The organism is Motilibacter deserti, from assembly GCF_011250635.1.
Taxonomy (GTDB): domain Bacteria; phylum Actinomycetota; class Actinomycetes; order Motilibacterales; family Motilibacteraceae; genus Motilibacter_A; species Motilibacter_A deserti.
Genome location: NZ_JAANNP010000002.1, coordinates 487757 through 508796, shown reverse-complemented (window position 1 = coordinate 508796; position 21040 = coordinate 487757). Strand labels below are relative to the sequence as shown.

22 protein-coding genes are annotated in these 21040 nt (G+C 74.4%); 7 read left to right on the top strand and 15 right to left on the bottom strand.

The features are described from left to right. Positions 1-198: 198 nt before the first annotated feature. Positions 199-1245 (bottom strand): NAD(P)-dependent alcohol dehydrogenase, encoded by a 1047-nt coding sequence (locus G9H71_RS07365; protein WP_166280229.1) that lies wholly within the window; start codon positions 1243-1245, stop codon positions 199-201. Positions 1246-1442: 197 nt separating this feature from the next. Between G9H71_RS07365 and G9H71_RS07360 the strand changes: the two genes are divergently transcribed. Then, positions 1443-1820 carry a YybH family protein gene (locus tag G9H71_RS07360; protein ID WP_166280226.1) on the top strand — a complete coding sequence of 126 codons (378 nt, stop codon included), beginning with the start codon at positions 1443-1445 and terminating at the stop codon, positions 1818-1820. Between the two features lie 4 nt (positions 1821-1824). On the opposite strand, the gene G9H71_RS07355 is transcribed toward G9H71_RS07360, so the two are convergent. Continuing rightward, positions 1825-3510 (bottom strand): ribonuclease J, encoded by a 1686-nt coding sequence (locus tag G9H71_RS07355; protein WP_166280223.1) that lies wholly within the window; start codon positions 3508-3510, stop codon positions 1825-1827. Continuing rightward, the gene (gene dapA / locus G9H71_RS07350) at positions 3507-4412 is read right to left on the bottom strand and encodes a 4-hydroxy-tetrahydrodipicolinate synthase (protein ID WP_166280220.1); all 906 of its coding nucleotides are present in this window, start codon (positions 4410-4412) and stop codon (positions 3507-3509) included. Before dapA ends, G9H71_RS07355 begins: the two co-directional genes overlap by 4 nt. A 204-nt stretch (positions 4413-4616) precedes the next feature. Here dapA and G9H71_RS24960 point away from each other — a divergent pair, with 204 nt between their 5' ends. Beyond that, entirely contained in the window at positions 4617-4958 is a 342-nt protein-coding gene (locus G9H71_RS24960; RefSeq protein WP_166280217.1) for an STAS domain-containing protein, read from the top strand. Between the two features lie 15 nt (positions 4959-4973). Here G9H71_RS24960 and G9H71_RS07340 read toward each other — a convergent pair whose 3' ends face one another. Continuing rightward, positions 4974-5354, bottom strand: a complete 381-nt coding sequence (locus G9H71_RS07340; protein WP_166280214.1) for a VOC family protein — start codon at positions 5352-5354, stop codon at positions 4974-4976. Beyond that, entirely contained in the window at positions 5351-5590 is a 240-nt protein-coding gene (locus G9H71_RS07335) for a hypothetical protein (RefSeq protein WP_166280211.1), read from the bottom strand. The genes G9H71_RS07340 and G9H71_RS07335 overlap by 4 nt, the downstream gene beginning before the upstream one ends. Positions 5591-5679: 89 nt before the next feature. Here G9H71_RS07335 and G9H71_RS07330 point away from each other — a divergent pair, with 89 nt between their 5' ends. The 4 genes from G9H71_RS07330 to G9H71_RS07315 all read left to right on the top strand — a co-directional run bounded on the left by G9H71_RS07330 (position 5680) and on the right by G9H71_RS07315 (position 10039). Next, on the top strand, positions 5680-6282 hold the full coding sequence (locus G9H71_RS07330; RefSeq protein ID WP_166280208.1) for a CGNR zinc finger domain-containing protein: 603 nt from the start codon (positions 5680-5682) through the stop codon (positions 6280-6282). Beyond that, entirely contained in the window at positions 6279-6971 is a 693-nt protein-coding gene (locus G9H71_RS07325) for an AzlC family ABC transporter permease (RefSeq protein ID WP_166280205.1), read from the top strand. Before G9H71_RS07330 ends, G9H71_RS07325 begins: the two co-directional genes overlap by 4 nt. Then, the gene (locus G9H71_RS07320) at positions 6968-7273 is read left to right on the top strand and encodes an AzlD domain-containing protein (RefSeq protein WP_166280202.1); all 306 of its coding nucleotides are present in this window, start codon (positions 6968-6970) and stop codon (positions 7271-7273) included. Before G9H71_RS07325 ends, G9H71_RS07320 begins: the two co-directional genes overlap by 4 nt. 99 nt (positions 7274-7372) lie before the next feature. After that, entirely contained in the window at positions 7373-10039 is a 2667-nt protein-coding gene (locus tag G9H71_RS07315) for a non-ribosomal peptide synthetase (protein ID WP_166280199.1), read from the top strand. 2 nt (positions 10040-10041) lie between these two features. Here G9H71_RS07315 and G9H71_RS07310 read toward each other — a convergent pair whose 3' ends face one another. From G9H71_RS07310 to G9H71_RS07275, 8 genes are all read right to left on the bottom strand, one after another. Further along, positions 10042-10491, bottom strand: coding sequence for a hypothetical protein (locus G9H71_RS07310; RefSeq protein WP_166280196.1), 450 nt, complete (start codon positions 10489-10491; stop codon positions 10042-10044). Further along, on the bottom strand, positions 10488-11234 hold the full coding sequence (gene dapB / locus G9H71_RS07305; protein ID WP_166280193.1) for a 4-hydroxy-tetrahydrodipicolinate reductase: 747 nt from the start codon (positions 11232-11234) through the stop codon (positions 10488-10490). The genes G9H71_RS07310 and dapB overlap by 4 nt, the downstream gene beginning before the upstream one ends. Before the next feature lie 138 nt (positions 11235-11372). Continuing rightward, positions 11373-12716 carry a M16 family metallopeptidase gene (locus G9H71_RS07300; RefSeq protein WP_331272809.1) on the bottom strand — a complete coding sequence of 448 codons (1344 nt, stop codon included), beginning with the start codon at positions 12714-12716 and terminating at the stop codon, positions 11373-11375. A 1-nt stretch (position 12717) separates the two neighbouring features. Continuing rightward, positions 12718-14958: a polyribonucleotide nucleotidyltransferase gene (locus G9H71_RS07295; protein WP_331272808.1), complete on the bottom strand. Its 2241-nt coding sequence runs from the start codon at positions 14956-14958 to the stop codon at positions 12718-12720. A 272-nt stretch (positions 14959-15230) separates the two neighbouring features. Next, positions 15231-15500, bottom strand: coding sequence for a 30S ribosomal protein S15 (gene rpsO / locus G9H71_RS07290; RefSeq protein WP_166280190.1), 270 nt, complete (start codon positions 15498-15500; stop codon positions 15231-15233). A 177-nt stretch (positions 15501-15677) separates the two neighbouring features. After that, complete coding sequence (locus G9H71_RS07285) at positions 15678-16631, bottom strand: bifunctional riboflavin kinase/FAD synthetase (protein WP_166280187.1); 954 nt, start codon at positions 16629-16631, stop codon at positions 15678-15680. A gap of 153 nt (positions 16632-16784) precedes the next feature. Next, complete coding sequence (gene truB / locus G9H71_RS07280; protein ID WP_166280184.1) at positions 16785-17675, bottom strand: tRNA pseudouridine(55) synthase TruB; 891 nt, start codon at positions 17673-17675, stop codon at positions 16785-16787. A 53-nt stretch (positions 17676-17728) separates the two neighbouring features. After that, the gene (locus tag G9H71_RS07275) at positions 17729-19027 is read right to left on the bottom strand and encodes an NAD(P)/FAD-dependent oxidoreductase (protein WP_166280181.1); all 1299 of its coding nucleotides are present in this window, start codon (positions 19025-19027) and stop codon (positions 17729-17731) included. 227 nt (positions 19028-19254) lie between these two features. Between G9H71_RS07275 and G9H71_RS07270 the strand changes: the two genes are divergently transcribed. Then, positions 19255-19416: a hypothetical protein gene (locus G9H71_RS07270; RefSeq protein ID WP_166280178.1), complete on the top strand. Its 162-nt coding sequence runs from the start codon at positions 19255-19257 to the stop codon at positions 19414-19416. Positions 19417-19500: 84 nt separating this feature from the next. Here the strand turns inward: G9H71_RS07270 and G9H71_RS07265 are convergent, their stop codons facing one another. Further along, entirely contained in the window at positions 19501-20541 is a 1041-nt protein-coding gene (locus tag G9H71_RS07265) for a DHH family phosphoesterase (protein WP_166280175.1), read from the bottom strand. Positions 20542-20547: 6 nt separating this feature from the next. Further along, complete coding sequence (gene rbfA / locus G9H71_RS07260) at positions 20548-20982, bottom strand: 30S ribosome-binding factor RbfA (protein ID WP_166280172.1); 435 nt, start codon at positions 20980-20982, stop codon at positions 20548-20550. Positions 20983-21040 lie beyond the last annotated feature (58 nt).

Here is a 21040-nt window from a genome sequence, read left to right as displayed (position 1 = left end):
CGGCCCTGCGCGAGATCCGCGTCTGGCTCACCCAACCGCCGGGTCTGCATGCTCGTACCTTGCTCCCGGGTCCGGGCCGGCACAAGGCTCCCGCGGGTCGCCGCCCAGGGTCCGCCCCTTCGGGCAGCCCCCGGCTGCGCGGGACGCGAAGGGCCGCCCACCGGCACGGCGGGCGGCCCTTCGCGGCGTGGAAAAGGCTCAGCCGGCGATCGTCGAGGCGTCGATGACGAACCGGTAGCGCACGTCGCTGGCGACGACCCGGTCGTACGCCTCGTCGATCCGGTCGGCCGAGATGACCTCGACCTCGGCGCCGATGCCGTGCTCGGCGCAGAAGTCGAGCATCTCCTGCGTCTCCCGGATGCCGCCGATCATCGAGCCGGCGAGGCTGCGCCGCCCGCCGATCAGGGCGAACGCCGGGACGGCGAGCGGCTCCTCGGGGGCTCCGACGTTGACGAGCGCGCCGTCGAGCTTCAGCAAGCCGAGGTAGGCACCCATGTCGACCGTCGCCGAGACCGTCGACACGATGAGGTCGAACGTGCCGGCGAGCGTCTCGAACGTGCCCTCGTCGCCCGTGGCGTAGTAGGCGTCGGCGCCGAGGCGCAGCCCGTCCTCCTGCTTCTTCAGCGACTGCGACAGCACGCTCACCTCGGCGCCCATGGCCTTCGCGATCTTGACGCCCATGTGCCCGAGCCCGCCGAGGCCGACGATCGCGACCTTCTTGCCGGGGCCGGCACCCCAGCGGTGCAGCGGCGAGTAGAGCGTGATGCCCGCGCAGAGCAGCGGGGCGGCGACGTCGAGCGAGATGCCCTCGGGGATCTTCAGCGCGAAGTCCTCGTCGACGACGATCTTCTCGCTGTAGCCGCCCTCGGTCGGCCGGCCGTCCTTGCCGATGGCGTTGTAGGTGCCGATGTTGCCCTTGACGCAGTACTGCTCCTCGCCGGCGAGGCACGGCTCGCACTCCCGGCACGAGTCGACCATGCAGCCCACGCCGGCGCGGTCACCGACCGCGAGCTTGGTGACCTCGGAGCCGACCGCCGAGACGACGCCGGCGATCTCGTGGCCCGGCGTCAGCGGGAACAGGGTGTGGCCCCACTCGCCGCGTGCGGTGTGGATGTCCGAGTGGCAGATGCCGGCGTACGCGATGTCGATCAGGACGTCCTTCGGGCCGAGGTCGCGGCGCTCGATGGTCGTCGCGACGAACGGGGCCCCGGCACTGGCGGTGGAGCGGGCGGCAACGGGAATCACAGGCAGGTCGTCCTTGGAGTCGGGGGGTGCGGGCCGCTGTGGCGGCCACGCCGAGTGCCAACCGGCGGCGGGCGCCGGCGCTTCCGTGACGCCGGTCACGGCTCGTGTCCGGCCGATCGCACCGTCGGCCCGGGAGCCGGTCCGGGACAAGGCCGGCCCGCCGCCGCACCCGGCATCGCTGCGGCATGCTGCGGTCCATGGACGAGTCCGGGGTGCTGCGCTGGGTCGGCGGATACGAGCAGGCCTGGCGCGCCGCGGACCTGGAGGCTGTCGGGCGGCTGTTCACCGAGGACGCGAGGTACCGCCGTTCGCCGTACGCCCCGGACGAGGTGGGGCACGCGGCGATCCGCGCCTTCTGGCTCGAGGACGACGACGAGGTCTTCACGATGACCGCGCGCGTCGTCGTGGTCAGCGGCGACGACGCGGTGGTCCGCCTGCAGGTGCGCTACGGCGACCCGGTCCGGCAGGAGTACCGCGACCTGTGGGTGCTGCACTTCGCGCCCGACGGGCGGGTCGACGACTTCGAGGAGTGGGCGTACTGGCCGGACAAGCCGTACGCCGCCGGCTCCGGCTGAGCGGTCAGACCTCGACGACGACGGGCACGATCATCGGGCGGCGGCGCAGCGACTCGTTGACCCACTTGCCGACGACGCGGCGTACGAACTGCTGCAGCTGGTAGGTGTCGTTGACGCCGTCCTGCGCGGCCTTGGCGAGGGCGTCCTCGATGCGCGGGCGCACCTGGTCGAAGACGGCGTCGTCCTGGACCACGCCCCGCGCGGAGATCTGCGGCCCGGCGACGATCTTGCCGCTGGCGGAGTCGACGGCGACGAACACCGAGATGAACCCCTCGTCGCGCAGGATCCGCCGGTCCTTCAGCGACGCCTCGGTCACGTCGCCGACGGTGGAGCCGTCGACGTAGACGTTGTGGCACGGCACGGCGCCGGTGATGCGGGCGACCCCGTCGACGAGGTCCACCACGACGCCGTCCTCGGCGAGCACGACCCGGTCGCTCGGGACGCCGGTGAGGACCGCCAGCTCGCCGTTGGCCCGCAGGTGCCGCCACTCCCCGTGCACGGGCATGACGTTGCGCGGCTTGACGATGTTGTAGACGTAGAGCAGCTCGCCCGCGGCGGCGTGGCCGGACGTGTGCACGAGCGCGTTGCCCTTGTGCACGACGTTGGCGCCCCAGCGGCTGAGGCCGTTGATGACGCGATAGACCGCGTTCTCGTTGCCCGGGATCAGGGAGGACGCGAGCAGGACGGTGTCGCCCTCGCTGATGCGGATCCAGTGGTCGCGGTTGGCGATGCGCGAGAGCGCCGACATCGGCTCGCCCTGGGACCCGGTGCAGACGAGGACGACCTGCTCGTCGGGCATGTCCTCCAACTGCTTGGTGTCGACCACGAGGCCGTCCGGCACCTTGAGGTAGCCGAGGTCGCGCGCGACCCCCATGTTCCGCACCATCGAGCGGCCGACGAAGGCGACCTTGCGCTTGTGCTTGGCCGCGGCGTCGAGCACCTGCTGCACGCGGTGCACGTGGGAGGCGAAGCAGGCCACGACGATGCGCCGCCGCGCGTTGGCGAAGACCCGGTCCACGACCGGCGCGATGTCGCGCTCCGGGGTCACGAAGCCCGGGACCTCGGCGTTGGTGGAGTCGCTGAGGATGAGGTCGACGCCCTCCTCCCCCAGCCGCGCGAGCGCGCGCAGGTCGGTGACGCGGCCGTCCAGCGGCAGCGGGTCGATCTTGAAGTCGCCGGTGTGGATCACCAGCCCGGCGGGTGTGCGGATCGCGACGGCCAGCGCGTCTGGGATCGAGTGGTTGACCGCGACGAACTCGCAGTCGAACGGGCCGATGCGCTCGCGCTGGCCCTCGCGCACGGTCAGGGAGTACGGCGTGATGCGGTGCTCGCGCAGCTTCGCCTCGACGAGGGCGAGCGTCAGCGGGGACCCGATCAGCGGGATGTCGGGCTTCTCGCGCAGCAGGTAGGGGACGGCCCCGATGTGGTCCTCGTGCCCGTGGGTCAGGACGATGCCGTCGACCTTGTCGAGCCGGTCCCGGATGAACTCGAAGTCCGGCAGGATCAGGTCCACGCCGGGCTGGGCGTCCTCGGGGAAGAGCACGCCGCAGTCGACGACGAGCAGCCGGCCGTCGTACTCGTAGACCGCCATGTTGCGGCCGATCTCGCCCAGCCCGCCGAGCGGGACGATGCGCAGCCCGCCCGCGGGCAGCGGCTCCGGAGGGCCGAGCTCGGGGTGCGGGTGGCTCATGCGGCGGCCCCGACGCCGGCGGCGGCGAGGTCCTCGCGCAGCTGGCGCACCTCGTCCTCGGTCGCGTCGGGCAGCGGCGGGCGGACCGGCCCGGCCGGCAGGCCCTGCAGCGCGAGCGCGGCCTTGGCGAGGATGACGCCCTGGGTGCGGAACATCCCGGTGAAGACCGGCAGCAGCCGCTGGTGCAGGGCGAGCGCACGGGCGGGATCGCCGGCGGCGTACGCGTCGATCATCTCGCGGGTCTCGCGGCCCACCACGTGGGTCACGACGCCGACCACGCCGACCGCCCCGACCGAGAGCAGCGGCAGCGTGAGCGCGTCGGTGCCGGAGTAGTAGGCGAGCGACGTGCGCGCGAGGACGGCGCTCGTGGCCGCCAGGTCGTCCTTGGCGTCCTTGACCGCGGCGATGCGCGGGTGCTCGGCGAGCCGGACGAGGGTCTCGGTCGCGATGGGCTGGCCGGTGCGCGCCGGGATGTCGTAGAGCATGACGGGCAGGCCGGTCGCATCGGCGACCGTGCGGAAGTGCGCGAGCAGCCCGGACTGCGGCGGCCGGGAGTAGTAGGGCGTGACGACGAGCAGCCCGTGGGCGCCGGCCTTCTCGGCCTCGCAGGCCAGCTCGCAGCTGTGCGCGGTGTCGTTGGTGCCCACGCCCGCGACCACGGTCGCCCGGTCGCCGACGGCCTCGACGACGGCGCGCACGAGCGCGTCCTTCTCCGCGTCGCTGGTGGTGGCCGACTCGCCGGTGGTGCCGTTCACGACGAGGCCGTCGTTGCCGGCCTCGACCAGGGCCTGCGCGAGGCGCTGGGCGCCGGGCAGGTCGAGCGCGCCGTCGGCGGTGAACGGGGTGACCATCGCGGTCAGGACCGTCCCGAACGGCCGGTCGGGCGATGTCGTCGAGGCCATGGCGCAACGGTACCGGGCAGCGCGGGCGCGGCCCCTCGACGCCTCGGCGGGACGCGCCGGGGCCCGAGGCGCGCTCCCCGGGCCGGGGCTTACCGCGTCCGCGTGTCCCCTGACCACCGGTGTGATGTGATTGCGGACGGTGACACCCGGTCAAACAGGCGGCCGACATGCCCAGGGGAAGCCTTCACGCGAGACGGGAGAGGCGTGGACCTCAGCACCTGGACGTCGGACCACGACGGGAAGCGCGCCATCGTCCGAGTGACGGGTGAGATCGACCTCGAGACCGGGCCCCGCCTGCGCGAGTACCTCACCGGCGAGCTCAACCAGCTCCCGGCGCCCTCCGGCGAGCTGCTGCTGGACCTGACCGCGGTGTCGTTCTGCGACTCGAGCGGGCTCCAGGCGCTGGTGGCGACCCTGCGCCGCGCCCGGCTGGTCGGCGTACGCCTCGTCCTGCGCGTCGTGCCCGGCAGCCGCTTCGCCCGCTTCCTGACACTGGCCGGGGTGAGCGAGCTGTTCGAGCTCGAGGACGGCACCGCCGAGGCCTGAGCCGCCGCCGAAGGGTCAGCCGGCCCGGGTGAGCAGGCAGAACTCGTTGCCCTCCGGGTCGCGCCAGACGCGCCACGGGCCCACGTCCGCCGGCACGTGCAGCGGGCCGGCCGGCTGCGCCCCCAGGACCGCGGCCCGGCGCCCGGCCGCCTCCACGTCGGGGACCGTGATGTCGAGGTGCAGCCGGTTCTTCGCCTCCTTGCGCTCGGGCACACGCTGGAACGACAGCGTCAGCCGCCCGCCCGGCAGCGGCTCGAGGTCGGCCCACTGCTCGTCGCTCTCCGTCACCGCGAGCCCGAGGAGCCCGCTCCAGAAGCGGCTCACCAGGCCGAGGTCGTTGCAGTCGACGACGAGGTTGCTGACCACCCCGTCGACGAGGGCCGGCGCCGCGCTCATGCCCGCGCCCCCGCCGCCGCGCGCAGGCAGACGACCTCCCCCGCCGTCGCGGGCGGTGCGGCCGCCCGCCCCGCTCGCCGCCACGCGCCCCGACGCAAGCCCCGACGCAGGCCCAGATGCGGGCCCCGCGCGCGGCTCGCTGTCGTCGGGCCGGCGGCGCGGGCGCGACGCTGTCCGGCAGCCTCGGCTCGCAGCCCCATGAGGTACGCCTGCGCGATGACGTAGTCCGCGTCCATGACTCCTCCTCGGTCGACTGTGTCACTGGTGTTCACGCTATGCCGGTTACATACCCGAGCGCAACCACCGAAACGCGTACGCTGGTGACATGAGTGACGCCGGGACCGGAGCGCCGCCGAGCGCCGCGCCGGAGCACGCCACGCTCGTGCGCGCCTTCGTGAACACGCTCGACGTCGACGAGGGCACCGACGCGCTGGCCGACGCTGCCGGGCTGAGCCGGTGGCTGGCGTCGAACGACCTGCTCGGGGCCGACGACGAGGTGGCCGACGACGACCTCGCCGTCGCGCGGGACGTCCGCGCGGGCCTGCGCGCCGCGCTCGTCGGCCACGGGGAGGCGGCGCACGGGCTCCTCGACCCCGCCGAGGCGACCCGCGCGGTGGCCGTCCTCGACGGCCTCGCCGCCCGGCTGCCCCTGCACGTGAGCTTCGCCGGGGGCACGCCCGACCTCGTCGCTGGCGGCGAAGGTGCCCGCGCCGCCCTGGCGCAGGTGCTCGTGGCGGCGGCCCGCAGCGGCGCGGACGGCTCGTGGGACCGGCTGAAGATCTGCCCGGACGACACCTGCGCCTGGGCCTTCTTCGACGAGTCGCGCAACCGGTCCCGCGCCTGGTGCGGCTCGGGGTGCGCCAACAAGAACAAGGTGCGCGCCTACCGCTCGCGCAAGCGGGCCGCCGACACGACGGCTCCGGCATGACGCTGCCCGCCGACCGGCGCCGCGCCGTGCTGCGCACCTCGTTGGGCGTGGGCGTCGCCACGGGGGCCTACGGCGTCTCCTTCGGCGCGCTCGCCACCGCCAGCGGCCTCGACGTGCTGCAGGCCTGCGCGCTCTCCCTGCTCGCGTTCAGCGGCGCCTCGCAGTTCGCCTTCGTGGGTGTCGTGAGCGGCGGCGGCCCGCTGCTGTCGGGCACGGCGACGTCGGTCCTGCTCGGCGCGCGCAACGGGTTCTACGGCCTGCGCATCGCCGAGATCCTGCGCGTGCGCGGTGCGCGCCGGCTCGCCGCCGCCCAGCTGACGATCGACGAGTCGACGGCCGTGGCGGTTGCGCAGCCAGAGGAGGCCGCCGCCCGGCTCGGCTTCTGGTCCACCGGGCTCTCGATCTACGTCCTGTGGAACCTCGCGACCCTCGTCGGCGCGCTCGGCGGCACCGCCATGGGCGACCCCGCGACGTGGGGGCTCGACGCCGCCGCGCCGGCCGCGTTCCTCGCCCTCGTCGCGCCGAGGCTGCAGGGGCGCCGGCCCGTCCTGGTCGCCGTCGTCGCCGCCGTGCTCGCCCTCGCGCTCGTCCCGGTGTCCCCCGCGGGCGTGCCCGTCATGGCCGGCGCCCTGCTCGCCGTCACCGGCGCCGTCCTCGTCCGTGCCTCCACGACGTCGGCGGGCGCATGAGCGTCTGGGGCGCCATCCTGCTCACCAGCGCGGGCGTCTACCTGCTCAAGCTCGCCGGCCTGCTCGTCCCGCCGCGAGCGCTCGAGCCGCCCCGCGTACGCCTCGCCGCAACGCTGCTGCCGGTCGCGCTGCTCGCCGCTCTGGTGGCGGTGCAGACGCTGTCCGACGGGCGCTCGCTCACGGTGGACGCCCGGCTCGCGGGGGTCGCGGCCGGCGGCCTCGCGCTGCTGCTGCGCGCGCCGTTCCTCGTCGTCGTCGCGGTCGCGGCGGGCACGGCGGCCCTGCTCCGCGCGATCGCGTGACGCTCCGCGCCCGCCCACCTCGACATTCCGGAAGTCGACGTCGCGCCCGCGCGCCCGCCCCTAGCGTGGACCGCCTGCCCAGCAGGAGGAGTGGCGAGGATGGCGGGCGAGGACGACCGGCCCGGACCGGAGCGGGCCGACGGAGCAGGGCCGGCCGACGGGGCGCGTGCGGCCGACGAGGCACTCCGCGTCGTCGCCCGCGCCGTGCCCGACCGGGTAGCCGTGGACGTGACCGGCGGGCAGTCGCCGGAGCGGACGACCTACGCCGAGCTCGACGCGCTCGTCGGCCGGCTCGCCCAGGCCCTCGTCGACGAGCTGGGCCCGGCTCCGCGCCCGGTCGCGGTGCGCCTGCAGGGACCGCTCGCGATCTGCGTGGTGACCCTCGGCCTCGAGCGCGCGGGGATGCCGGTCGTGCCGGTCGACCCGACCGCGCCCCTGGAGCGGGTCGAGACGATCCTCGCCGACGTCGACGCCCCCATCCTGCTGAGCGACGTCCCGGGCGACGCCGAGGCCGTGTCCCGCCGGGTCGAGGACCCGCTGGCTTTCGCTGCAGGCCCGCACCCCGGCGCCTGCTCCTCCCCCGCCCCCGCGCCGGACGCCTTGGCGGCGGTGATGTTCACGTCGGGGTCGACCGGGGTGCCGAAGGGCATCGTCGTGACGCAGGCGCAGCGGCAGGCGTTCGCCCGCTGGGTGGCGCGCTTCTGGCGGCTCCCGGACGGGGCCCGCGTCGGCATGCTCTCGGCCGGCACCGTCGGGTTCTACGAGGCGGTCGTCCGCGGGGTCGTCATGTGCGGCGGCACCCTGCACGCCTATCCCGTACGCCGCCTCGGGCTCGGCGGGCTCGTCCCCTGGCTGCTCGCCGAGCGGATACAGGCCGTCCCGATGGTCCCGACGCTGCTGCGCGCGCTCGTGCCGGCGCTGCCGCCGGGCCTGGTGCTGGCCGACCTCAAGGCGGTCGTCCTCGGGGCGGAGGCGCCGACCTGGGAGGACGTCCGGATGCTGCGGACGGTGCTCCCGCCGGACGCCACGGTCTACAACATGTACGGCACCACCGAGACCGGGACGGTCGCCGGTCTCGCGGTCCCCGGCGACGAGCCGCTCGGCGAAGGGCGGCTGCCCGCCGGCCGGGCGATCGACGGCTGCCGCATCGAGATCGTCGACGAGGACGGCGCCCCGCTGCCCGCCGGGGAGCGTGGCGAGGTCACGGTGGTCACCGCCTTCGGGGGCACGGGCTACTGGAACCGGCCCGAGCAGACACGCACGGTCTGGCGCCGGCGGCCGGACGGGACCGTCGCCTGCCGCACCGGTGACGCGGGCACGCTCGGCGCCGACGGCGTCCTGCAGTGCCACGGCCGCATGGACTCGGTCGTCAAGATCTCCGGCAACCGCGTGGACCTCGGCGAGATCGAGACGGCCCTGCAACAGCTCGACGGCGTCGCCGCGGCCGCGGCGGTCGGGCGCCCGGACGAGGCCGGCACCGTCCGGCTCGAGGCCTTCGTCGCCCCCACCGGCTCGACGCCGCTCGTGCCGCACGTGCTGCGGTCGCGGCTCGCGCGCCGGCTGCCGGCGTACATGCTGTCCGACACCGTGGTCGTGCTGCCCGAGCTTCCGCGGCTGCCCGGCGGCAAGGTCGACCGGCGCGGCCTGCCCGAGCGCAGCGCGGCCCGGATGCTCGAGCAGCCCGCCACGGCCGCCTCCACCGAGCTGGAGGCCGCGCTCGTCGCCATCTGGCAGGACGTGCTCGGGCTGCGCGAGGTCGGCGTCGACGACGACTTCTTCGACCTCGGCGGCGACTCGCTGCGCGCGGCACGGGCCTTCTCGCTGATGAAGCAGCGCCTCGGCTACGACCGGCCGATCTCGCTGCTGATCGAGGCCCCGACCGTGGCGGGGCTGGCCGACGTGCTGCGCAGCGGCGTGCAGGGCTGGGAGCCGCTGGTCCCCGTCCGGGTGGGGGGCGGCCGTCCGCCGCTGTTCCTCGTCCACGGCGGCGGCGGCAACGTGCTGTTCGCCCGCCGCCTCGCCGCCGGCCTTCCTGACGACCAGCCGGTCTACGCGTTCCAGGCGCCCACGCTCCACGGCGGCGCCTCGGACGAGCAGACGCTGGAGGAGCTGGCGGCGCGCTACGTGGCCGAGGCCCGGCGCTGCTTCCCGGACGGGCCCTACCTGCTGTTCGGCTACTCCCTCGGCGGCGTCATCGCGTACGAGATGGCCGTGCAGCTGCAGCAGGCCGGCGCGGCGGTCCGGCTGCTCGCCATGGGCGACTCGGACGCCCCGGCGGGCGCGCCGCCGGCGGCCGCGGTCCCGCTCGCCCGCCGGGCCGCCGACCGGCTCGGGGAGCTGCGCGCCCTCCCGCCGGCCCAGCGGCTGCGTCGCGTGGCCCGGCTGACCGGCAACCAGGCCCGCAACGTGCCGGTCGCGCTGCGCATGCGGAGCCTGCAGCGCCAGTGGCGCGAGCAGCTCGACGCCGTGGTCGACGGCTCGCCCGTCGACGTGGAGTTCCGCACCGCGTGGAGCATGCAGGAGAGCGGCCGGCTGGCGGCGGCGTACCGGCCGGCACGGCGGTTCGCCGGGTCGATCCTCATGGTCAGGGCGGCCGACTCCTCCTACCGCGACCCCGAGCAGGCGTGGGCGCCGTTCGTCACCGGGCAGGTGCGCGTGGCCTCTGTCGACGGGCGGCACGAGAACCTGCTGCAGGGGGCGCGCATCGACGAGGTCGCGCGGCTGCTGGCGGCGGAGCTGGAGAGCGCGGGCGCCGTACGCGGGTGACGTCAGTCCGCGCGCCGGCCCGCGTGGACCGCGATGGCGCGCCGCATGGTGCGCCGGGCCCGGGCCCGGTCCCCCGCGGAGTCGTAGGCGAGCGCGAGCCGGAACCACGTCCGCCAGTCCTCCGGAGCGGCCTTCGCCTCGTCCCGGCGCCGCGCGAACAGCTCGTCGGCGGCCGCGCGCTCCGGGCGCCCGCTGGGGCGGCGCGGCAGGTCGTCCACCGGCAGCCCGCCCTCGGCGCCGAGCTCCTGGCCGAGCGCCTCGACCGACCGGCCGAAGCGCAGCTCGGCGACCGTGAGCCAGACGCCCACGACGGGCAGCAGCAGCACCGCGACGCCGAGCACGACGGGGACGGGTCGGCCGTCGCCGATCAGGGTGACGCCGCGCCAGCCGATCAGGACGGCGTAGACGACGACCAGCGCGGCGAGCAGCAGCGCCGTCCGGCGGGCCTTCACGGCAGGTCGAGGTAGGCCTCGAGCCCGACGGTCAGCCCGGGCGTCTCGCGCACCCGCCGGACCGCCAGCAGCAGGCCGGGCATGAAGCCCTCCCGGTCGAGTGAGTCGTGGCGCAGCGTCAGCGTCTCCCCCGGCGAGCCGAGCAGGACCTCCTGGGACGCCACGAGCCCGCGCAGGCGTACGGCGTGGACCGGGACCCCCTCGACGGTGGCGCCGCGCGCGCCGTCGAGCGAGTCGACCGTGGCGTCGGGGGCTGCCGGCACCCCCGCCTCGGCCCGGGCGGCCGCGACGAGCTCGGCCGTACGCCGGGCCGTCCCGCTCGGGGCGTCGGCCTTGCCCGGGTGGTGCAGCTCGACGATCTCGACGGACTCGTAGAACCGCGCGGCCTGCGCCGCGAAGCGCATGAGGAGGACGGCGCCGACGCTGAAGTTCGGGACGACGAGCACGCAGACGCCGGGGGCGCCGGCCAGCCAGCCGCGTACCTCGTCCAGGCGCTCGGGGGTGAACCCGGAGGTGCCGGTGACGACGGAGACGCCCTGCTCGATGCACGAACGCAGGTTTGCCATCACCACGTCGGGCCGGGTGAGCTCGACGGCGACCTCCACGCCGGCACTCGCCAGCGTGCCGACGTCGTCCCCGCGTCCGAGCCGGGCCACGAGGTCGAGGCCGTCGGCGGCGTCGAGCGCGCGGCAGGCGGTCGAGCCCATGCGGCCCGACGCCCCGATCACGGCGACCTTGGTCATCTGGTCACGTTCCCCTTCGGCGGACGATGCGGCGACGACCCCGGACTCGGCCCCGCCGGACCGGCGTGGCCCGCACGCCGAGCCCCGGGATCGTCGTCGAACGAGCAGTGGCACCCCACGACGGCCGCCAGGCCGTTGCTAGGCGACCGCGGAGAACTCGCGGCCCTCGGCGAACGGCCCGACGACGGCGAGCGCCGGCGGTACAGAGAGCAGGTCCTGCGCCACGGCCTGCACGTCGTCCAGGGTCACGGCGGAGATCTGGGCCAGGACCGTGTCGATCCCGACCAGCTCGCCGTAGACGAGCTCGGCCTTGCCCAGCCGGCTCATCCGCGCGCCGGTGTCCTCGAGGCCGAGGACGAGCGCGCCGCGCAGCTGGCCCTGGCCGCGGACGAGCTCCTCGCGCGTGATGCCCTTCGTGGACACCAGCTCGAGCTGCTCACGGCAGACTGCCAGCACGTCGTCGACCTTCTTCGGCAGGCAGCCGGCGTAGACGCCGAAGGCGCCCGCGTCGGCGTACTGCGCGTTGTAGCTGTAGACCGAGTAGGCCATGCCGCGCTTCTCCCGGACCTCCTGGAAGAGGCGCGAGCTCATGCCGCCACCGAGCGCGGCGTTGAGGACCCCGAGGGCGAAGCGGCGGTCGTCGGTCCGGGCGACCCCGGGCACGCCGAGCACGAGGTTGGCCTGCTCGGTGCGCCGCTCCAGCACCCGGGTGCCACCGAGGCCGCGCGGGGCCTTGGTCGTGCCGAGGCGCGGCGGGGTGGGGACGCCGTCGCCGCCGAGCGCGCCCGCGGTGGTGAACGCGGCCTTGACCAGCCGGACGACCTTGGCGTGGTCGACGTTGCCCGCGACCGTGACGACCATCGCCTCGGGCCGGTAGCGCCGGCGGTAGTAGCCGTTGATCGCCGAGCGCGAGAGCGCCGACACCGACTCGACCGTCCCGGTCACCGGACGGCCGAGCGGCGCATTGCCGAAGAGCGCTTCGCTGAAGAGCTCGTGCACCGCGTCGGTCGGGTCGTCGTCGTGCATCGCGATCTCTTCGAGGATCACGCCGCGCTCCTGCTCGACGTCGGCCGTGCTGACGGTCGACGACGTCACGAGGTCGCACACCACGTCGATGGCCAACGGCAGGTCCTCGTCGAGGACCCGCGCGTAGTAGCAGGTGTATTCCTTCGTGGTGAAGGCGTTCATCTCGCCGCCGACCGCGTCGATCGTCGCCGAGATGTCCAACGCAGAGCGCCGCTTCGTGCCCTTGAACAGCAGGTGCTCGAGGTAGTGCGACGCGCCCGCGAGGGACGGGGCCTCGTCGCGGGAGCCGACGCCGATCCAGATGCCGATGGCGGCGGAGCGCACGCCGGGGACGGCCTCGGTCACGACGCGCAGACCGCCCGGGAGGACGGTGCGGCGGACAGTGCCGCCGCCCCCGTCCTCCCGGGCGAGAGTGCGCGTGGTGCCGGCCCGCTGGTCGCGAAGCCGGGCCCCCACGTCAGGCGTCGGCCGGCTCAGCGGCAGCCTCGGACGACGGAGCGTCGGCGGCAGCCTCCGCCTCGTCGACGACCGGGACGAGCGACAGCTTGCCGCGCGGGTCGATCTCGGCGATCTCGACCTGGACCTTCTGCCCGATCTTGACGACGTCCTCGACGTTGTCGACCCGCTTGCCGCCGGCCAGCTTGCGCAGCTGGGAGACGTGGAGCAAGCCGTCGCGGCCGGGGACGAGCGACACGAACGCGCCGAACGTCGTGGTCTTGACGACCGTGCCGAGGTAGCGCTCGCCGACCTCGGGCATCGTCGGGTTGGCGATGCCGTTGATCGTCTGGCGGGCCGCCTCGGCGGACGGGCCGTCGACGGCGCCGATGTAGATCGTGCCGTCGTCCTCGATCGTGATCTCGGCGCCGGTCTCGTCCTGGATCTGGTTGATCATCTTGCCCTTCGGGCCGATGACCTCGCCGATCTTGTCCACCGGGATCTTGACGGTGATGATGCGCGGCGCGAACGGCGACATCTCGTCCGGGACGTCGATGGCCTCGTTCATCACGTCGAGGATGTGCAGCCGGGCCTCGCGGGCCTGGGTCAGCGCACCCGCGAGCACCGAGGCGGGGATGCCGTCGAGCTTGGTGTCGAGCTGGATCGCCGTCACGAACTCCTTGGTGCCGGCCACCTTGAAGTCCATGTCGCCGAACGCGTCCTCGGCGCCGAGGATGTCGGTGAGGGCGGCGTACTCCGTCTTGCCGTCCACCTCGTCCGAGACCAGGCCCATCGCGATGCCCGCGACCGGCGCCTTGAGCGGCACGCCGGCGTTGAGCAGCGACATCGTCGAGGCGCAGACCGAGCCCATCGACGTCGAGCCGTTGGAGCCGAGCGCCTCGGACACCTGGCGGATCGCGTAGGGGAACTCCTCACGCGTCGGCAGCACCGGCACGAGCGCCCGCTCGGCGAGCGCGCCGTGGCCGATCTCGCGGCGCTTCGGCGAGCCCACGCGGCCGGTCTCACCGGTGCTGTAGGGCGGGAAGTTGTAGTTGTGCATGTAGCGCTTGCGCGTCTCCGGGGAGAGCGTGTCGAGCTGCTGCTCCATGCGGAGCATGTTGAGCGTCGTGACGCCGAGGATCTGGGTCTCGCCGCGCTCGAACAGCGCCGAGCCGTGCACCCGCGGGAGGACCTCGACCTCGGCGGCCAGCTGCCGGATGTCGGCGAGGCCGCGGCCGTCGATGCGGACCTTGTCGCGCAGGATGCGCTGGCGCACGAGCTTCTTCGTCAGCGAGCGGTAGGCCCCGGAGAGCTCCTTCTCGCGGCCGGCGAACTGCTCGCCCAGGCGCTCGGTGACCAGGCCCTTGACGCGGTCGAGCTCGGCCTCGCGCTCCTGCTTGCCCGCGATCGTCAGCGCCGCGGAGAGCTCGGCCGTGACGGCGCCCTCGACGGCCTCGAAGGCGTCGGGCTGGTAGTCCGGGTAGAGCGGGAACTCGCGGGTCTCCTTGGCGGCCTTGGCGGCGACCTCGGACTGCGCCTCGCAGAGCGTGCGGATGAAGGGCTTCGCGGCCTCGAGGCCCTCGGCGACGACCTCCTCGGTCGGAGCGCCCTGGCCCTCCTCCTTGACCAGGCGCCAGGCCTGGTCGGTGGCCTCGGCCTCGACCATCATGATCGCGACGTCATCGCCCACGACGCGGCCGGCGACGACCATGTCGAACACGGCGCCCGCGAGCTGCTCGTGCGTCGGGAACGCGACCCACTGGCCCTCGATGAGGGCGACGCGGGTGGCGCCGATCGGGCCGCTGAAGGGCAGCCCGGCCAGCTGGGTGGACAGCGACGCGGCGTTGATCGCGACGACGTCGTAGAGGTCGTTCGGGTTGAGCGCCATGACCGTGACGACGACCTGGATCTCGTTGCGCAGGCCCTTGACGAAGGACGGGCGCAGCGGGCGGTCGATGAGGCGGCAGGTGAGGATCGCGTCCTCGCTCGGGCGGCCCTCGCGACGGAAGAACGAGCCGGGGATGCGGCCCGCGGCGTACATCCGCTCCTCGACGTCGACCGTCAGGGGGAAGAAGTCGAACTGCTCCTTCGGGCTCTTCGACGCGGTGGTCGCCGAGAGGAGCATCGTCTCCTCGTCGAGGTACGCGACGGCGGAGCCGGCGGCCTGGCGCGCGAGGCGCCCGGTCTCGAAGCGGACGGTGCGCTTGCCGAAGCGGCCGTTGTCGATGACGGCGCTGGCCGTCGTGATGTCGGAACCCTCCACGGGTCCTCCTGATCTGTGCTGGGAGCAGGAGGCACGGCCGGAGGCCTGGAGCCGGTCTTCGAGAGAAGCGCCCGGAGCGGTCCCGCTCCGAGAGCCACTACCGAGGACCGACGTCGACGTCCTCGTCGTGCTTCCCGCCCGGTGGCTGGGCTGTCGAACTGCTGATGCCCGCGGGGGCCGTGCCCGATCTGGCGAGCCCTGTCGGCCTGCCGGCCGGGGCCGGCCCCGCGAAGCAGCGAGGGGAGCGGCCGGTGGCCACTCCCCTCGGGCCGCTATCGGCGCAGGCCGAGCCGCTCGATGAGCGAGCGGTAGCGGTTGATGTCCTTCTTGGCGAGGTACTGCAGCAGCCGGCGGCGGCGGCCGACGAGCAGCAGCAGCCCGCGACGGCTGTGGTGGTCGTGCTTGTGGGTCTTGAGGTGCTCGGTGAGGTCGCGGATGCGCTGGCTGAGCAGCGCGACCTGCGCCTCGGGCGACCCGGTGTCACCCGGCGTCACGGAGTACTCGTCGAGGATCTTCTTCTTGGTCGCTGCGTCGAGGGACACAGGGCTCCTTCCGGGGGGTCGCTGCGCGGTGCCCCGGGCTGTCCCACGAGGCGCTCTCTGTCCGCGGCCGGTTCACACGGCACTCCCGAGGCTACCAGCCGGTGACGGTGCGTCCTCCCACGCGGACCGCGCTGCAAGCGGCTGGCAACGGGCCCCGACCCGAGCAGGCCGCACCGCTCAGCGCAGCAGCGTGCGCACCTGCTCCACGTCGCGGTCCATCTGGGCGACGAGCTCGTCCACCCCGGCGAACTTCTCGGTGTCGCGGACCCGGGCGACGAAGTCGAGCGCCACGTGCTCGTCGTAGAGGTCGAGGTCGGTGCGGTCGAGGACGTAGGCCTCCACCCGCCGGCGCTCTCCGCCGAACGTCGGGTTGGTGCCGATCGAGATCGCGGCCGGGAGCCGGGTCTCCCCTGCCGACGAGACGTTGTGCGGCGTGCCGCGGACGAGCCAGCCGGCGTAGACGCCGTCGGCCGGGACGACCGTGCGTGCCGGGACGTCGAGGTTCGCGGTCGGGTAGCCCAGCTCGCGGCCGCGGGCGTCCCCGTGCACGACGACGCCCTCGACGCGGTGCGGCCGGCCCAGGGCGCGGGCGGCCGCCTCCACCTCCCCCAGTGCGACCCGGTCGCGGACGAACGTGGATGACCAGCGGTGCCCGGCCTCCTCGACGAGCCCGACGGGGTGGACGGCGAACCCGCGGGTCGCGCCGAGCTCGGCGAGCAGGCGTACGTCGCCCGCGGCCCGGTGGCCGAAGCGGAAGTCCTCCCCGACGACGACGTCGGCCGCGTGCAGGGCTTGCGCGAGCACCTTGTCCACGAACGTCTCCGGCGACCACGAGGCCAGCTCGGCGTCGAAGTGCAGCACGCAGACGGCGTCGACGCCGAGGTCGCCGAGGAGCGCGGCGCGGTGGGCGACCGTGGTGAGCGCCTTGGGGGCCGCCGCGGGGCGCAGCACCTCCAGCGGGTGCGGGTCGAAGGTCACCACGACCGCGGGCACGTGCGTCGCGCGGCTGCGCGCGACCGCCCGGCCGATGACGGCGCGGTGGCCGCGGTGGACTCCGTCGAACACGCCGATGGACACGATCGAGGGGCCCCAGTCGGAGGGGATCGCTCCGAGCCCTTGCCAGACCTGCACGCCGTGCAGCCTGCCAGACGGCCGGCAGGCGGCCCGGGCCCGGCGCACGCAGGCCGGTCCCGGTGGTGGCGCCGCGCCGGCCGTGGACAGGCCGGGGCTCAGCCGGGCTTCCGGCCGTACCCCGGCCGGGCGCGGGCCGGGCTCACGTCTGGCTCACGCCGCGGCGAACACGGCGAGCGGCTTCGCGCGCCCGCCCCGCTCCTCCACGAGCGCGACGAAGGTGCCGTCCGGCCCGAACACCGCGACCGGGCCTGGCGCCTGCCCGAGCGCGGGCAGCAGCCCCCCGTGCGCGAGCCGCGCCGCGTCGGCGGCATCGACGTCACGGCGCGGGAACGCGCGGTCCGCGGCCGCCTCCATCGCGAGCACGTCGACCGACCCCTCGAGCTGCTCGAGCGTGCGCGCGTCCTGCAGCGTCCACGGGCCGACCCGGGTGCGCCGCAGCATCGTCAGGTGGCCGCCGACCCCGAGCGCGCGGCCGAGGTCACGGGCGAGCGCGCGGACGTACGTCCCGCTGGTGCAGACCACCTCGACGTCCACGTCGAGCAGCGTGCCGTCCTCGCTGGGCCGGCGCTCCCCGACGGTGAACTGCGAGACCGTGACGGGCCGCGCCGCGAGCTGCACGTCCTCGCCCGCGCGGGCCATCGCGTACGCCCGTTTGCCGTTGACCTTGATGGCGCTGACCGAGCTGGGCACCTGCTCGATGTCGCCGGTCAGCGCCGCAACCGCCGCGTGCAGCGCCTCGTCGGCCACGTCGCCGGCCGGCGCGCCCCCGAGCGGCTCGCCCTCGGCGTCGTCCGTCGTCATGGCCTGCCCCAGCCGCACGGTGGCGGAGTACGCCTTGTCGGCCCCCGCGAGGTGGCCGAGCAGCCGGGTGGCTCGCCCGACGCCGAGGACGAGGACGCCAGTGGCCATCGGGTCGAGGGTCCCGGCGTGGCCGACCCGGCGTGTGCGCGCCAGCCGGCGCATGCGGCCGACGACGTCGTGCGACGTCCAGCCCCCCGGCTTGTCGACGACGACGATGCCCTCGGGCGCGCTCTCGCTCACCCGTCCATTGTCCGGGCGGGGCCCGCCACCGTCGTCGTCAGGCCGGGCTGCCGTCAGGGCGAGTCGACCTTCCCGCCGCGGCTGGCGCGGACGAGGATGCCGCCGCCGCCGCTGCTGAGCCCGAAGTTGTAGACCCAGTCGGTGAGGGTCTTGAGCCGGTTGCGGAAGCCGACCAGGTAGACGATGTGCACGCCCGCCCACAGCGCCCAGGCGGGGAAGCCCTTCGTCTTGAAGCTCTTGCCCGCGCGCCCGGGGATCGGCAGCTCCGCGACGGCGTCGCCCTTGGCGATCACGGCCAGGATGCCCTTGTCGAAGTACTCGAACGGCTCGGCGGGCTGGCCCTGGATTAGGCGGGCGATCTGCTTGCCGGTGTGCTTGCCCTGCTGGATCGCGTTGGGGGCGACCAGCGGGAACGGCCGGGCGCCCTCGGGCCGCTTCGGGGAGGCGATGTCACCGATCGCGAAGACGTTGTCGCGCCCGGGCAGGCGCAGGTCCGGCTCGACGACGACCGAGCCGCCACGCCCGAGCTCGAGCCCCAGCGCGCGGCCGAGCGGGCTGGCCTGCACGCCGGCGCCCCACACCACGGTGTGGGTGTCGATGCGCTGTCCGTCGCTGAGCTCGACGCCCTTCTCGTCCGCGGACTTGACCGAGGTGTTGAGCAGGATCTCGACGCCGCGCTTGCGCAGGTCCTTCAGCGTCTGCTCGCCGGACTGCTCGCTGAACGTGTTGAGCAGCCGCGGCATCATCTCCACGAGCACGACCCGCAGGTCGACCTCGCCGCCGATGTGGTGGCAGCTCATCTCCGCCAGCGACCCTGCGGTCTCGACCCCGGTGGGCCCGCCGCCGACCACCACGACGGTCTCGTGGGAGCGGTCCGAGCTGTTGTCCCGCGCGGCCAGCTCGATCTCCTCGAGCAGGTGCAGGCGGAGCCGGACCGCGTCGCTCATCGTGTAGAGCGGGTAGGAGTGCTCGGCCATCCCCGGGATGCCGAAGAAGTTGGTCGTGGCGCCCGCCGAGATGACGAGGTAGTCGTAGGGCACCGTCGAGCCGTCCTTGAGCTCGACGGTCTGCCCGTCCCAGTCCACGGCGATCGCCTCGCCGACGCGCACCTTGACGTTCTTCTGCCGCCGGAAGACCGTCCGGAGCGTGGCCCCGACCTGCTCGGGCGGCAGGTAGGACGTCGCCACCTGGTAGAGCAGCGGCTGGAACGTGTGGAAGTTGTTCCGGTCGATGATCGTGATGTCGACCGGGGCCCCGCGCAGCTCGTGGATCGCGTTGATGCCGGCGAACCCGGCACCGATGACGACGACGCGCGGTCGCCCGGAGGCGGAGGACGGGAAGGCAGAGGTCACGTCGGTTCGACTCCCCGATTGCTCGGTGGTTGTAACTCGCCGGTCGCGACCAGGCTGCCCTACTCCTGTTTCGGCGGTGTCGCCGGTGCCAGCATGGCCTCCGCCCAGCGTGCGTTCTCCCCGGCCGTCAGCTGGGCCAGGAAGGCCTGCTGCCGTCCCTCGCTGCCCGCACCGGGCCTCAGGTATGGCGATGCGGGGGCCACGCCCTGCCTTGAGAGGATCGGCGCATGGCTTGGGTATGGCTCGCGTTCACGCTGCTCTGGCTGGTCGCGGCCGTGGTCCTCGTCCGCACGCTCGAGGTGGCCGGCTGGATCCGCGTCGCGGTGGTGGCGAGCGCGGCGTGCGGCTGCCTCGGGGCGGTGCTCATCCTCGTCGACAGCGGCTCGTGACGCACGGCGCCTGAGGGACGCAGCGCAGGCCCGCGCAGCACGGGGCGAGGCTCCGGTGCTCCCGCTGGGCCCCTGCCGTCGCGGTCAGCTCGCGGCCGACGCCTCGAGCGCCCGCCGCACCTGGGCGAGCACCTCGTGCGCCTCGCCCGCCGCCGACAGCCCGGCCGCGGCGCGGTGCCCGCCGCCACCGAGCGAGACCGCGGCCCGGGCCACGTCGACCGCCCCCTTGGACCGGAGCGAGACGCGCCAGCGGCCGGGCTCGCCCTCGTAGACGACGCAGGCGACGTCGGCCTCCTCGGCCCGGCGCACCACGTCGAGCACCGGGTGCACCTCGTCCACCGACAGGCCCGACGGCCGGCGAGCGTCCGCGGGCACCACGGCGGTGACGAGCCCGGCGCCGCCGAGCGCGGCCGGGTCGAGGGCCACGCTCTGCAGGGCGGCTCCGAGCACGGGCAGGAGTGCCCCGGGGACGTCCTCCATGAGGGTGCGGGCCAGCTCCGCGTGGCGTACGCCCGTGTCGAGCAGGCGCGCCGCGAGCCGGAGCGTGTCGGGCGTGGTGTTGGAGAACCGGAACGACCCGGTGTCCGTGACGAGCCCGGCGTAGAGGCAGGTCGCGATCTCCGGTGTCAGGTCGACGCCGAGGTTCCGGACCAGGTCGTACGCGATCGCCGCCGTGGCAGGCGCGGCGGCGTCCACGACGCGCTCGGACGTGAAGGGGACGTGCGAGGCGTGGTGGTCGAACGCGACGGTGAGCGCGGCGCGCTCGAGCACCGGGCGCAGGACGCCGAGCCGGTCCCCGCTCGCGCAGTCGAAGACCAGCACCAGCGTCCGCTCGGTGACGGCCAGCTCAGCCGGCGCGACGACGAGCCCGTCTGCCGGCGCCGCGCCCGGCAGCGACCGGAGCGGCCGCGGCACCCGGAACGGCTCGTCGCCCCAGGAGACGCGCGGTCGGTGGCCGAGCCGGCGCAGCGCGTGCGCGACCGCGAGCGAGGAGCCCAGGGCGTCGCCGTCGGGAGTGGTGTGCGCGAGCAGCACCACGTCGTCCGTCGTCGCGAGCGCACGGCCGACGAGGTCGAACACCTCCTTTGCGGCGCGCGGCGCGGCCGGGACGTCGAGAGCGGTCACCGGTGCCTACTCCGCGTCCTCGTCGTCCTTCGTCCGGTACGCGTCCGGCCCCGCCGCGTAGGTCGCACCGGCGGCGACGCGAGAGACCTCGGCATCGGCGGCCGCGGCGCGGGCCAGCAGGTCCTCGATGTGCTTGGCGTTCTCCGGGATCGCGTCGGCGGTGAACGTGAGCGTGGGGGTGTGGCGGACGCCGGTCTGGCGGCCGACCTCGCTGCGCAGGACGCCCTTGGCGCTCTCCAGCGCGGCCGCGGTCGCCGCCCGCTCCTCGTCCGTCCCGTAGACCGTGTAGAAGATCTCCGCCTGCTGGAGGTCACCGGTCATCCGCACGTCGGTCACCGTCACGAATCCCAGCCGCGGGTCCTTGACCCGGGTCTCGAGCATCTCCGCGACGATGACCCGGATGCGGTCACCAAGCTTGCGCGCGCGGGCGGCGTCAACCATGGCCGGAGCTCCTTCCTGAGGACTCCCGACAGGTGCGGGGAGTCACGGTCTTCACAAG

What these genes read in the sequence shown, in the direction of transcription:
- G9H71_RS07360 (WP_166280226.1), top strand. Translation starts at nt 1,443, where the DNA reads ATGGACGAGTCCGGGGTGCTGCGCTGGGTCGGCGGATACGAGCAGGCC.
- G9H71_RS07355 (WP_166280223.1), bottom strand. Translation starts at nt 3,510, where the DNA reads ATGAGCCACCCGCACCCCGAGCTCGGCCCTCCGGAGCCGCTGCCCGCG.
- dapA (WP_166280220.1), bottom strand. Translation starts at nt 4,412, where the DNA reads ATGGCCTCGACGACATCGCCCGACCGGCCGTTCGGGACGGTCCTGACC.
- G9H71_RS07340 (WP_166280214.1), bottom strand. Translation starts at nt 5,354, where the DNA reads ATGAGCGCGGCGCCGGCCCTCGTCGACGGGGTGGTCAGCAACCTCGTC.
- G9H71_RS07335 (WP_166280211.1), bottom strand. Translation starts at nt 5,590, where the DNA reads ATGGACGCGGACTACGTCATCGCGCAGGCGTACCTCATGGGGCTGCGA.
- G9H71_RS07330 (WP_166280208.1), top strand. Translation starts at nt 5,680, where the DNA reads ATGAGTGACGCCGGGACCGGAGCGCCGCCGAGCGCCGCGCCGGAGCAC.
- G9H71_RS07325 (WP_166280205.1), top strand. Translation starts at nt 6,279, where the DNA reads ATGACGCTGCCCGCCGACCGGCGCCGCGCCGTGCTGCGCACCTCGTTG.
- G9H71_RS07320 (WP_166280202.1), top strand. Translation starts at nt 6,968, where the DNA reads ATGAGCGTCTGGGGCGCCATCCTGCTCACCAGCGCGGGCGTCTACCTG.
- G9H71_RS07315 (WP_166280199.1), top strand. Translation starts at nt 7,373, where the DNA reads ATGGCGGGCGAGGACGACCGGCCCGGACCGGAGCGGGCCGACGGAGCA.
- dapB (WP_166280193.1), bottom strand. Translation starts at nt 11,234, where the DNA reads ATGACCAAGGTCGCCGTGATCGGGGCGTCGGGCCGCATGGGCTCGACC.
- G9H71_RS07270 (WP_166280178.1), top strand. Translation starts at nt 19,255, where the DNA reads ATGGCTTGGGTATGGCTCGCGTTCACGCTGCTCTGGCTGGTCGCGGCC.
- rbfA (WP_166280172.1), bottom strand. Translation starts at nt 20,982, where the DNA reads ATGGTTGACGCCGCCCGCGCGCGCAAGCTTGGTGACCGCATCCGGGTC.